At 65.7% G+C, this 12,674-nt stretch carries 9 protein-coding genes; 5 read left to right on the forward strand and 4 right to left on the reverse strand.

The annotated features are described in order from the left end of the window. Positions 1 to 22 precede the first annotated feature (22 nt). The 3 genes from moaA (at position 23) to rimO (ending at position 3,125) form a co-directional block, all read left to right on the forward strand. The gene (moaA, locus tag ACQ6S1_RS02365) at positions 23 to 1,054 is read left to right on the forward strand and encodes a GTP 3',8-cyclase MoaA (RefSeq protein ID WP_445039556.1); all 1,032 of its coding nucleotides are present in this window, start codon (positions 23 to 25) and stop codon (positions 1,052 to 1,054) included. Between the two features lie 94 nt (positions 1,055 to 1,148). After that, positions 1,149 to 1,649: a YciE/YciF ferroxidase family protein gene (locus ACQ6S1_RS02370; RefSeq protein ID WP_445039557.1), complete on the forward strand. Its 501-nt coding sequence runs from the start codon at positions 1,149 to 1,151 to the stop codon at positions 1,647 to 1,649. 156 nt (positions 1,650 to 1,805) lie between these two features. After that, on the forward strand, positions 1,806 to 3,125 hold the full coding sequence (gene rimO / locus ACQ6S1_RS02375; RefSeq protein WP_445039558.1) for a 30S ribosomal protein S12 methylthiotransferase RimO: 1,320 nt from the start codon (positions 1,806 to 1,808) through the stop codon (positions 3,123 to 3,125). A 35-nt stretch (positions 3,126 to 3,160) separates the two neighbouring features. Here the strand turns inward: rimO and ACQ6S1_RS02380 are convergent, their stop codons facing one another. Beyond that, the gene (locus tag ACQ6S1_RS02380) at positions 3,161 to 4,132 is read right to left on the reverse strand and encodes a quinone oxidoreductase family protein (RefSeq protein WP_445039559.1); all 972 of its coding nucleotides are present in this window, start codon (positions 4,130 to 4,132) and stop codon (positions 3,161 to 3,163) included. Between the two features lie 10 nt (positions 4,133 to 4,142). Then, positions 4,143 to 4,892 carry a TerC family protein gene (locus ACQ6S1_RS02385; RefSeq protein WP_445039560.1) on the reverse strand — a complete coding sequence of 250 codons (750 nt, stop codon included), beginning with the start codon at positions 4,890 to 4,892 and terminating at the stop codon, positions 4,143 to 4,145. 132 nt (positions 4,893 to 5,024) lie between these two features. Here ACQ6S1_RS02385 and ACQ6S1_RS02390 point away from each other — a divergent pair, with 132 nt between their 5' ends. Beyond that, positions 5,025 to 6,209, forward strand: coding sequence for a UbiH/UbiF family hydroxylase (locus ACQ6S1_RS02390; protein ID WP_445039561.1), 1,185 nt, complete (start codon positions 5,025 to 5,027; stop codon positions 6,207 to 6,209). A gap of 53 nt (positions 6,210 to 6,262) precedes the next feature. On the opposite strand, the gene ACQ6S1_RS02395 is transcribed toward ACQ6S1_RS02390, so the two are convergent. Next, a complete protein-coding gene (locus ACQ6S1_RS02395) occupies positions 6,263 to 7,114 on the reverse strand; it encodes an invasion associated locus B family protein (RefSeq protein WP_445039562.1) in 852 nt (283 codons plus the stop codon). A 186-nt stretch (positions 7,115 to 7,300) separates the two neighbouring features. Here ACQ6S1_RS02395 and ACQ6S1_RS02400 point away from each other — a divergent pair, with 186 nt between their 5' ends. Then, positions 7,301 to 9,142, forward strand: a complete 1,842-nt coding sequence (locus tag ACQ6S1_RS02400; protein WP_445040241.1) for an extracellular solute-binding protein — start codon at positions 7,301 to 7,303, stop codon at positions 9,140 to 9,142. 4 nt (positions 9,143 to 9,146) lie between these two features. Here ACQ6S1_RS02400 and mfd read toward each other — a convergent pair whose 3' ends face one another. After that, positions 9,147 to 12,659 carry a transcription-repair coupling factor gene (gene mfd, locus ACQ6S1_RS02405; protein WP_445039563.1) on the reverse strand — a complete coding sequence of 1,171 codons (3,513 nt, stop codon included), beginning with the start codon at positions 12,657 to 12,659 and terminating at the stop codon, positions 9,147 to 9,149. Between the last annotated feature and the right edge of the window lie 15 nt (positions 12,660 to 12,674).

Consider the following 12,674-nt stretch of genomic DNA (forward strand, 5'->3'; position numbering starts at 1 on the left):
TTCGGGCTTACATGCTGACGATATGGAAAGCCTCCAGACTGCGGCCGCCTCTTCCTACGCGCCTCTGATCGATCCGTTTCAGCGGGCGATCACCTATCTGCGTGTGTCAGTGACGGATCGCTGCGATCTGCGCTGCGTCTATTGCATGTCCGAGGACATGACATTCCTGCCGAAGCGGGATCTGCTGACGCTGGAGGAACTGGACCGGCTGTGTTCCGCCTTCATCGCGCGCGGCGTGCGCAAGCTGCGCCTGACGGGCGGCGAGCCGCTGGTGCGGCGCGATCTGATGACGTTGATCCGGGGACTGTCGCGGCATCTGGATTCCGGCGCGCTCGAAGAACTGACGCTGACCACGAACGGCACGCAGCTGCATCGCTATGCCGGCGAACTGGCCCACGCTGGGGTGCGGCGGATCAATGTGTCGCTCGACACGCTGAAGGCCGATCTCTTCCGCAAGATCACCCGCCGCGGCGACCTGGGGCGCGTTCTGGACGGGATTGCGGCTGCACGCGCGGCTGGACTTCATGTTAAAATCAACGCCGTAGCGCTGAAAGATCAGAACGAGGATGAGATCGAGACCATGGTCGAATGGGCGCATGCCCACGGCATGGACCTCACCCTCATCGAAACCATGCCTCTCGGCGAGATCGACGAGGACCGCACCGACCAATATTTGCCGCTCTCACTTGTGCGGACACGGCTGGCGCAGCGCTTCACATTGCAGGATTTGCCCGACCGCACCGGCGGCCCGGCTCGCTATGTGCGCGTGGCGGAGACCGGCGGGCGGCTGGGCTTCATCACCCCCCTCACCCACAATTTCTGCGAAAGCTGCAACCGGGTGCGGGTGACCTGCACGGGCACGCTGTTCATGTGCCTGGGCCAGGAAGACGCCGCCGATCTGCGCGGGCCTCTGCGGGCCTCCGAGGGCGACGAGGCGCTGCATCGCGCGATCGAGAACGCCATCGCCCACAAGCCGAAAGGCCATGATTTCGTGATCGACCGGCGGGACAAGCGCCCGACGCTCGGCCGGCATATGTCCGTGACCGGCGGCTGAACGGAAGTTTCTTCCTCCGAAGGGTCAGGAATCAGGAACCGCTTCCGGGGGGCTGCGTTCTTGCGGCGGGACCACAACACCGGAGCAACGAAACATGGCCGTCAAGTCGATGGAAGACCTCTTCCTGAACACGCTGAAGGACGTCTATCACGCCGAGAAGCAGGTGCTGAAAGCCCTGCCGAAGATGGCGAAGAAGACGACTTCGCCCGAATTGAAGGCAGCGTTCGAAACGCACCGCACCGAGACCGAAGGCCAGGTGGAGCGCCTTGAGCAGGTGTTCGAGCTGCTCGGCAAGCGCGCCCAGGGCAAGCCCTGCGCAGCCATGGAAGGCCTTGTCGAAGAGAGCAAGGAAGCCATGGAGGAGATCGAGGAGCCGGATGTGCTCGACGCCGCTCTTCTCTCCGATGCCCAGGCGGTCGAGCATTACGAGATCGCCCGCTACGGCACGATGATCGCCTGGGCCGACAAGCTCGGCATGACCGAGGCTTCGGCGCTGCTGCAGCAGACCTTGCAGGAAGAGAAGAAGACCGACGAACTGCTGACCCAGCTCGCTCTCGGCGACGTCAACACGAAAGCCAAATCCAAAGCCAAGTGAGCTGACGGGAACGCCGGGCCAGATGGCTGGCGCAATATCGGGGCCCGCTTCGGCGGGCCCTTTTTCGTCGCTACCCTGGAAAACTTCCGGATTGGCGCGCCCGGTGCTATATGCCGCCGCAACGACGGCCCCGCCGCACCCAATCGGATGACATCAATGGACGACAGAGCCGCCCCGCGCATCGGGCTCGTGAGTCTCGGCTGCCCCAAAAACCTGGTGGACAGCGAACGGATCATGACCCAGCTCCGCGCAGAGGGCTATGAGCTGTCGCGGACATATCGCGGCGCGGATGTCGTCATCGTCAACACCTGCGGCTTCCTGGATTCGGCGAAGGCGGAATCCCTCCAAGCCATCGGCGAGGCGATGGCCGAGAACGGCAAGGTGGTCGTGACCGGCTGCATGGGTGCGCAGCCGGACGCGATACATCAGGCGTATCCTAACGTGTTTGCGGTGACCGGCCCGCAACAATACGAATCGGTGGTGGGCGCCGTGCACCGTGCGGCACCGCCCAAGCACGATCCGTTCATGGACCTCGTGCCGCCGCAGGGCTTCAAGCTGACGCCGCGGCACTACGCCTATCTGAAGATTTCCGAGGGCTGCAACAATCGCTGCACCTTCTGCATCATCCCGCAGCTGCGCGGCGATCTCGTCAGCCGGCCGGCCGGGGATGTTCTGCGCGAGGCCGAGAAGCTGGTGAAGGCCGGCGTGAAGGAATTGCTGGTGATCTCGCAGGACACCAGCGCCTACGGCATCGACACCAAGTTCCAGGAAAGCCTGTGGGGCGACCGGCAGGTGCGGACCAAGTTCCTCGATCTGTGCCGGGAACTGGGGTCGCTCGGAGCGTGGACGCGGCTGCACTATGTGTACCCCTACCCCCATGTCGACGAGGTCATTCCGCTGATGGCGGAGGGGCTGGTGCTGCCTTACCTCGACATCCCGCTGCAGCATGCGAGCCCGAACGTGCTCAAGGCCATGCGTCGGCCCGCGCATCAGGAAAAGACGCTGGAGCGCATCCGCCGCTGGCGCGAGATCTGCCCGGACATCACGATCCGCTCGACCTTCATCGCCGGCTTCCCCGGCGAGACGGACGAGGACCACGAATTCATGCTCGACTGGCTGGACGAGGCGCAGCTCGACCGGGTGGGCTGCTTCCCCTACGAGCCCGTGGAGGGTGCGCCGGCCAACGATCTCGGCGTGGCGATTCCGGACGAGGTGAAGAAGGCCCGCCATCGCCGTTTCATGGAGCGGCAGGAAAAGATCAGCGCGCGCAAGCTGAAGAACAAGGTGGGCAAGCGCTTCCAGGTGCTAATCGACCACGCCGAGGGCGGCATGGGCCGAGGCCGCACCAAGGGCGACGCTCCCGAGATCGACGGCAACGTCCACATCCAGAGCCGGCGGCCCTTGCGCGTCGGCGAAATCGTCACCGTGAAGATCGAGCGCGCGGACGCGCACGATCTGTGGGGTGTCGCGGCCTGAGGGTGCTGCTCCGGCCGAAGCCGGAGCGCGGCTTCTCAGGGAATGAGCACCGTGGACCCGGTCGTGCCACGGCCTTCCAGAGCCATGTGCGCATCCGCTGCATCGGCGAGCGGAAAACGCTGACCGATCTCGATGTTGACGGCGCCCCGGGCGACGACGTCGAACAGATCGATGGCCGTTTCCTCCAGCGTTTCGCGCGTCGACGTGTAGGTGAAGAGGGTCGGCCGCGTCATGAACAGCGACCCCTTCTGCGAAAGAACGATGGGGTCGAAGGCCTTCACCGGCCCTGAGGACTGGCCGAACAGCACGTACATCCCGAGCGGCTTGAGACAATCGAGCGAGCCGGCGAAGGTCGACTGACCCACGGAATCGTAGACCACCTCGCATTTGCGTCCACCGGTGATCTCGTCGACGCGCGCCACGAAATCTTCCGTGCGATAGAGGATGGTGTGGTCGCAGCCCCGCGCCCGCGCCTCTTCCGCCTTGGCCTCTGACCCGACCGTACCGATGACGTTGGCGCCGAGTTCGCGCGCCCATTGCGTGGCGATGCTGCCGACGCCGCCCGATGCGGCATGAATGAGGATTGTGTGGCCGGCTTCGACGTGAAACGTGCGGCGCAGCAGATAACGCGCCGTCATGCCCTTCAGCATCATTGCGGCGGCCGTCTCGTCGGAAATCGTGTCCGGGATCTTTACGAAGATGGCGGCCGGCGCGGTGATCTCGGTGGCATAGGCGCCGTTGAGAGAGGCAGAAGCCACGCGATCGCCCGGCTGGAACCACGCCACATCCTCACCGACCTCCTCGACGATGCCGGCGGCTTCCTTGCCGGCGGTGAAGGGCAACGGCTGCTGGTAGAGGCCCGTACGGAAATAGACGTCAATGAAATTGACTCCGATGGCGGTGGTCCGGACCCGGATCTCACCCTTGCCGGGCGCACGGCTTTCCACGTCCTCGAAGCGGAGAACCTCGGGGCCGCCATGGCTTGCGATGCGAATGGCTTTGGGCATGGGATTTCCTCTAGCGCTGGAGCGGGACTTCTGTGGCCCGGCGGCGCTTTCGCCGCGCGCGGGCCGACACGTTGAGAAACTCGACCAGCGCCGAGAACGCCATGGCCGAATAGATGTAGCCGCGCGGAATGTGCACGCCGAAACCGTCCGCGATCAAGGCGAGCCCGATCAGCATCAGGAAGGCCAGCGCCAGCATCTTCGTCGTGGGGTGGCGGCCGATGAAATGCGTGACGGGACCGGAGGCGAAATACATCACGGCGATGGCCACCATGACGGCCGCGATCATGATCTCGACATCGCGCGCCATGCCGATGGCGGTGATGATGGAATCCACAGAGAAGACGAGATCGACCGCCACGATCTGAGCGACGATCGCACCGAGCGAGGCCTTTGCCGTGCGTGCAAGGCCGGGCTCATCTTCCTCGTCTTCCATGTTGGAATGGATTTCGAGCGTGCCCTTGACCAGGAGGAAGCCGCCGCCCGCGATGAGAATGACGTCGCGCCACGAAAAGCCGTGGTCGAACAGCGTGAAGACGGGCTCGTCCAGCGCCATCAGCCAGGTGAGCGCGAGGAGCAGAGCGACGCGGAAGAAGAGCGCCAGACCGAGGCCGATCTGGCGGGCACGCGTGGCCTGCGGCTCGGGCAGCCGGGAAACGATGACGCCGAGGAAGACGATGTTGTCGATGCCGAGCACGATCTCCATGGCGATGAGCGTGACGAGCGCGGCCCAGGCTTCCGGCGATGCGAGCAGATCCAGCATGTGAGGTTTCCCGACAGGACCCCGAAAGACTAGCCGCTCCGTGAGCGAATGCCAGCCCGGCGGCGGGGATGCCCTACATTGTTGAATAATGGCGAAGGGCCTATTCATCAGGGTGCAGTCAGGGAGAATGATGTGGGTGAGGCGTTTTCAGCCGATGTGATCGTGGCGGGTGGCGGACCTGCCGGCCTTGTTGCGGCGCACCTTCTGGCCCTTGGCGATGTGCGCGTGGCGCTGATCGCGCCGCAGCCCCCGCCGGACAACCGCACGACCGCCCTGATGCACGGCTCCCTCCAGATCCTCGTCCGGATCGGGCTGTGGCCGCGCCTGATGCCGCACACCGGCGCGCTGAGGCAGCTTCGGATCGTGGATGCCTCCGGTGCTTTGATTCGCGCGCCGGAAGCCCTGTTCCGGTCCGAGGAGATCGGGCTGAACGCGTTCGGCCACAACATCGAGAACCGCGCTCTCGTCGGTGCGCTGCGGGAGATGGCCGAGGCGCGGCCGAACATTCGCATCCACGATGCGCCGGCGGTGACCGTCGAGCCCGGGAGCGAAGGCGTGGCCGTGAACCTGGCAGACGGGCAGAGCCTGCGGGCACCGCTGGTCGTCGGTGCGGACGGTCGGAACTCCATCTGCCGGAAGGCGGCCGGCTTAACGGTGCGGGTGCGCGAATTCCCGCAGGCCGCCCTGACCTTCAACATTCGCCACACCCGCCCTCACCTCGATACCTCCACCGAATTCCATTATCGCGGCGGGCCGTTCACACTGGTGCCGCTGCCCGGCGATCGGTCGAGCGTGGTGCTGGTGATGAGGCCGGACGAAGCGGCGCGAACGGCTGCGTTGGAGCTGGACGAACTGGGCGCCTTTCTGGAGCGCCGTTCGGAGGGATTGCTGGGCCGCATCGAGCCCGAGGCACGACCGGCCTCTAGGCCGCTGGCGAGCCTGACCGCCTCGCGCTTCGCGGCGGCCCGCGTGGCCCTTGTCGGCGAATCGGGACACATCCTGCCGCCGATCGGCGCGCAGGGGCTCAATCTGGGGCTTCGTGATGCCGAAACGCTCGCGGACCTCGTGGCGACAGCACACAAAAGGCGCGAGGATGTCGGGTCCGCCGATCTGCTCGGCCGTTACGATAGTCTGCGGCGGCGCGATATCGGGCCGCGTTCGCTGGCGGTGGATCTGCTCAACCGCTCCCTCCTGCCCGGCCTTGCGCCTATGCAGCTGGCGCGGGCGGCGGGATTGTTCGCGCTATCACGCATCGGGCCGCTGCGCGGTGCCCTCGTTCGGGAGGGGCTGGCCTTCACGCCAAACGAACGGCGATAAAAAAACGCGCGGCCAAGACCGCGCGTTTTTTATTTCGAATGTGCTGCGCTCGATTACTGGCCGGCGGGAGCCGCCGGGGCCGCTGCGGGAGCGGGCTGACCGGCTGGGGCTGCGTCGCCGTCGATCTTGCCGCGCTGCTCCTGCGCCCGCTTGATGAGCGCGCTCTGGAGCTGGTTCTGGCTGGTCTCGAAGGCCTTGCGGCGCTCCTGGTAGACTTCCGGCGTCAGGGCCGCACCGTCATAAGCCGCGCTAAAGCCGGCGAGCGAGGTCTTGGCGCCAACCCACTGGCCCTGCGGATTGGCCGCGAAGAAGGTGAGCGTGGCGCCCTTGCGGAGGCTGGCGAGATTTTCGTCGCTGACCTGCACTTCGGCAAGGCAGACATTGGGGAAGCAGACGCGGTAGCGGCCGGGAATCGGTGTCTTCGCGTCGTCGATCACGAGGTTCACGCCCGGCTGGATGAGGAAGCCCGGGGGAACCAGCGCCTCGATGATGCGGCGGCTTTCCTTCTCGCGCTTGACGTCGAGCACGCGGATTTCACCGACCACATTGCCGGCATCCGCCGTGATGTAGCTGGTGACGGTGCAAAGCTCGGTCTTGGCCTTCTCGTCCTTGCCGCACACCTTCAGCCATTCCGGCGCCGGGCCGCCATTGGCGGGAGCCGCGGCGGGCGTGGTCTTCGGCAGGTTCGGCGCGGCGGGCTTGGGGGCCTGTGCCGCAGGCTTGGGAGCCGCCGGCTTCGGAGCGGCGGGACGCGGCTGAGCCGCCGGGCGCTCGGGCGCGGGCTTGGGGGCCTGCGGCTGAACGAGCGAAGGGGCCTGGGCCGACGCCAGCGACGCGGGAAGGACAAATGCAGCTGCCGCTGCCGCCATCACGAGACGTGAGGTCATTGAGCCAAGATGCTTCATGTCTAAAATATTCCCAACCCGTGTGCGATCAGACGCGGCCCTGCAAAATGTCGCGAAAGGCGTCTACAAAGTCGTGCGCTGTTTCAAGGTTAAATACGGCATCAGCGTGACATGGCACAAGCCGCCCTCAGATAATCGCCTGCGGATCGTCTTCGGAACGGGCGTGATAAGCTTGATCTCATCGTGATGCGATTCGTGTGCCGCCAGGATGGATTTTGGCCGGGAGCTGCCTTGGCGGCCGCCCTGCTCGCGTTGGCGTGGCTGACGGCGATACCGGCCCTCGTGCGTGCGGAAACCGACGTCATCCACAGGCCCGCCATCGCCATGCACGGCGAGCCCGCCCTGGCCGCCGGATTTGCGCATTTCCCCTATGTGAACCCGGATGCGCCCGTGGGCGGACGGCTGGTTCAGGGCGTGCTCGGCACGTTCGACAGCCTGAACCCGTTCGTGGTGCAGGGCGCAGCGCCGGCCGGCATCAACAATAACGTGATCGAGCCCCTGATGGCGCGATCCTACGACGAGCCCTTCACGCTCTATGGCCTGCTCGCGGAAAGCGTGGCGGTGCCCGAGGACCGGAGCTTCGTCGAATTCCGGCTGAACCCTGCCGCGCGATTTTCGGATGGCCGGCCGGTGACGGCCGAGGACGTGGTGTTCTCGTGGCAATTGCTGCGTGACCACGGACGGCCGAATCACCGCACCTATTACAGCAAGGTGGCGAAGGCGGAGATCCGCGACGAGCGCACGGTGCGGTTCGACCTGGCCGCGGAAGCCGACAGGGAATTGCCGCTGATCCTCGGACTGCTGCCGGTACTGGCGCGGCACACGATCGATCCCAACGCCTTCGAATTGCAGGGACTGAAGCCGCTGATCGGCTCCGGGCGCTATGTGATCTCGAACGTTCAGGCCGGACGCAGCTTCACGCTTGTGCGCAATCCGAATTACTGGGGCACCAACGTTCCGGCGATGCGCGGCGTGGGGAATTTCGGCGAGATGCGGTTCGATTTCTACCGCGACGCCAACACCCTGTTCGACGCCTTTCGCAAGGGATTGATCGATATCCGCCCCGAGACCGACCCGGCCCGCTGGGCCTCCGGCTATGACGGACCCGCTTTGCGGGATGGGCGCATCAGGAAGGAAGAGTTCGACAGCGGCGCGCCGAAGCCGATGAACGCCTTCGTCTTAAACACGCGGCGCCCGCTGTTTCGGGATGCCGGGGTGCGGGAGGCGCTCTCCGTTCTGTTCGACTTCGAATGGGCCAATGCCAATCTTTTCCACGCGGCCTATGCACGGACCGGCTCCTTCTTCGAGGGCTCCGAATTGTCGGCCCTCGATCGCCCGGCGAGCGCGAAGGAACGCGCGCTGCTGGCCGCGTTTCCCGAACGGGTGCGCGATGATGTGCTCGACGGCTCGTGGCAGCCCATGAAGACAGACGGGAGCGGGCGCGACCGCGGCCAGCTGCGCGCGGCGCTCGGGCTGTTCGAGAAAGCGGGCTGGCAGCTGCGCGATGGCAAGCTGCGCAACGCGGACGGCGAGCCTTTCCGTTTCGAGCTTCTGGTGCGCAGCCGCGATCAGGAACGCATCGCCCTCGCCTATGCGCGCGATCTGGCGCGGGCCGGCGTGCAGGCCGATGTGCGGATCGCCGACAACATCGCCTTCGAGAGCCGCCTGCTCTCCTACGATTTCGACGCGACGGCCTATATCTGGGACAATTCGCTTTCGCCCGGCAACGAACAGACCTTCTATTGGGGATCGTCGGCGGCGGACGCGCCGGGCACGCGCAATTACATGGGGGCTCGCGAGCCGGCGATCGACGCCATGATCGATGCCATTGTGCAGGCCCGGTCACGCGAGGATCTGGTGGAGGCGGCGCGCGCGCTCGACCGGCTGCTCATCTCAGGCTTCTACGTGGTGCCGCTCTATCACCTGCCGAAGAAATGGATCGCACGCTGGGACCATATCGGCCATCCGGCGGAAGCACCGCTCTATGGACCGATCCCCGAGACGTGGTGGCGCGAACTCGGCCGATAGCAGCTCAGGCCGCTACTTTTTTTCCCGCATCAGCGATCTTCACCAGCGCACGCATCAGAGCTGTGGTGCCCTTCAGGCGCTGCTCAGGAGATGTCCATTCCCGTTTGAAGACGAGCTTGAAATCCGGGCGAAGCTTCACGTCCTTCTCCTTGCCCAGCCAGGTGATGAGCCCGTCGGGATTTGAGAACATGTTGTCGCGGAAGGACAGAACGAGGCCCTTCGGGCCGGCATCGATCTTCTCGACATTGGCGCGGCGGCACAGAGCCTTGATGTGGACGATCTTGAGGAGATGGTCGACCTCCGGCGGGCGCGGGCCGAAGCGGTCCTTCATCTCGGCGCCGAAGCCGTTGATCTCGTCGTCTTCCGACAGGGACGACAGACGACGGTAGAGCCCGAGCCTGAGCTCCAGATCCTCGATATAGGTCTCCGGAATGAGGACCGGGGTGCCGATGGCGATCTGCGGCGACCATTGCTCCTCGACCTGCGCCTCACCGCCCTCCTTCAGGGCTTCAACGGCCTCTTCGAGCATCTGCTGGTAAAGCTCATAGCCGACCTCGCGGATGTGGCCGGACTGCTCGTCGCCCAAGAGATTGCCGGCGCCGCGAATGTCGAGATCGTGGGTTGCGAGCTGGAAGCCCGCGCCCAGGCTGTCGAGCGATTGCAGCACCTTCAGGCGCTTCTCGGCATTGGCCGTCAGCGTCTTGTTCTCAGGCGTGGTGAGGATGGCGTAGGCGCGCGTCTTGGCGCGGCCGACGCGGCCGCGCAGCTGATAGAGCTGGGCCAGGCCGAACATATCGGCCCGGTGCACGATGAGGGTGTTGGCGTTCGGGATGTCGAGGCCTGATTCCACGATGGTGGTGGAGACCAGCACATCGAACTTGCCGTCGTAGAACGCGCTCATCACGTCCTCGAGCTCGCTGGCCGCCATCTGGCCGTGGCCGACGATGAACTTCACCTCGGGCACCTGATTGGCCAGAAAGTCCGTGACCGTCTTCAGGTCTTCGATGCGCGGCACCACGTAGAAGCTCTGTCCGCCGCGGTAGCGCTCGCGCAGCAGGGCCTCACGCACGGTCAGCGGATCGAAGGGCGAGACGTAGGTGCGCACGGCCAGACGATCGACCGGCGGGGTTGCGATGATCGAGAGTTCGCGAACGCCGGTCAGCGCCAATTGCAGCGTGCGCGGAATGGGCGTTGCGGTAAGCGTGAGGACGTGGACGTCGGCGCGGAGCTGCTTTAGCCGCTCCTTGTGGGCGACGCCGAAATGCTGCTCCTCGTCGACGATGACGAGACCGAGATCCTTGAACGTCACGCCCTTGCTGAGCAGCGCATGGGTGCCGATGACGACATCGACCTCGCCCGAGGCCAGCCCCTCCTTCGTCTTCTTCATGTCGGCCTGGGTGACGAAGCGGGAGGCCTGCGCCACCTTCAGCGGGAAGCCGTGGAAGCGCTCGGCGAAGCCGCGATAATGCTGGCGTGCGAGCAGCGTGGTGGGCACGACGACCGCCACCTGCTTGCCGTTCATGGCCGTGACGAAGGCGGCCCGAAGCGCGACCTCGGTCTTGCCGAAGCCGACATCGCCGCAGACGAGACGGTCCATGGGACGCCCGGCGGCCAGATCATCCAGCACGGCGTTAATGGCGTTGAGCTGGTCTTCCGTCTCATCGTACGGGAACTTGGCGGCGAATTCCTCGTACATCGTATCGGCCAGCAGGAGCCGTGTGGCCTCGCGGGTCTGACGCTGGGCCGCGACCTTGATGAGCTCGCCCGCCATTTCGCGGATGCGCTGCTTGAGCTTGGCCTTGCGGGTCTGCCAGCCGGCGCCGCCGAGACGGTCGAGCTGGACCTCGGTGTCCTCCGAGCCGTAGCGCGACAGGAGCTCGATGTTCTCGACCGGGAGGTAGAGCTTGGTCTCGCCGGCATAGACGATCTCGAGGCAATCGTGCGGCGCGCCCAGCGCCTCGATGGCCTTGAGATCGACGAAGCGGCCGATGCCGTGATCGACATGGACCACGAGATCGCCCGCCGACAGGCCGGTGACCTCGGTGAGGAAATCCTGCGCGCGGCGCGGCTTCTTGCGGCCGCGCACCAGCCGGTCGCCCAGAATGTCCTGCTCGGCGACGATGGCCGTGTCCGGCGTCTCGAACCCGGCCTCAAGGCCCAATATGGCCATGCCGGCCGTCTTGCCCTTGAGCGCCTGCACATCGGGCCAGCGTGACACGTCGCGGATGTCTTCGAGGCCGTGATCGCCCAGAACGTGGGAAAGACGCTCGCGCGCACCGTCCGACCACGCGGCGACGACGACCTTCTTGCCGCTGTCCTGAAGCTCGCGGATATGGCGAGTGGCGGCTTCGAACACGTTGGCGTTTTCATCCGCACGTTCCGGCGCGAAGGAACGCGCGGGACGGCCGCCGGCGTCGATGAGCTTCGCCCCTTTCGGGGCTTCCGCCTCGAACGGAAACAGCCGCGCCACGCCCGCTTCCGACAGGCGGTTTTTCAGCTCGTCCGAGGCGAGGTAGAGCCGCTCGGGCTTGAGCGGGCGATAGAGCGAGCCGCCGCTTTTCTCCTCCAGGCCGTGCTGCCGCGATTCGTAATAATCCGCGACCTGATTGAGCCGCTGGTTGATCGCATCCTCGGCCAGGTGATCGAGCACGACGGCCGCGCCGGGAAGATGGTCGAGCAGCGTCTCCATGCCGTCGTTGAACAGCGGCAGCCAATGCTCGACGCCCGGATAGCGGCGGCCCTCGCTGATGGCTTCGTAAAGCGCATCCCCCCGCTGGGGCGCGCCGAATTCGGCCACGTAGGATTGCCGGAAACGGCGCATCGTATCCTGCGTCAGCAGGACCTCGCTGACCGGGACCAGATCGAGCGCGCGCATCTGGCTGGTCGAGCGCTGCGTCTCGGGATCGAACGGGCGGATCGATTCCAGTGTGTCGCCGAAGAAATCGAGGCGAACGGGCGCGGGATGGCCCGGCGGGAACAGATCGATGATGCCGCCGCGCACGGCGTATTCGCCGGTGTCGCGCACCGTGGAGGCGCGCAGGAAGCCGTTGGTTTCCAGCCAGGCGATGAGGCCGTTCGAATCGACCGCGTTTCCGGGCGCGACCGACAGGCTCTGGGCGGAGATGACGGCGCGGCTGGTGACGCGCTGAACGAGGGCGTTCGACGTGGTGAGCACGATGCGCGGCCTGTCGCCCTGCTTTGTGCGGGCGAGGCGGGCCAGAGTGGTCATGCGCTCGGCGGAGATGGCCGCGTTCGGTGAGGTGCGGTCATAAGGCAGAACATCCCAGGACGGGAAGCCGAGCACGTCGATGTCCGGCGCGAAGAAGGCAAGCGCCCGCTCCATGGCGGCCATGCGGGCGCGCTCGCGGCTGACGTGAAGGATGGCCGCGGGTGCATCGCGATTGCCGCGCGCCAGCGCCCTCGCGAGATCGGCGGTGACCAGCGCGTCCATGCCATCGGGGGTGTGGGCGAAAATGAGCTGGCCGCCGCGGGCCAGCACGTCTGCATGCTTCAGCATTAAGTCACACCCGTC

Source organism: Terrihabitans aquatilis, from assembly GCF_052542005.1.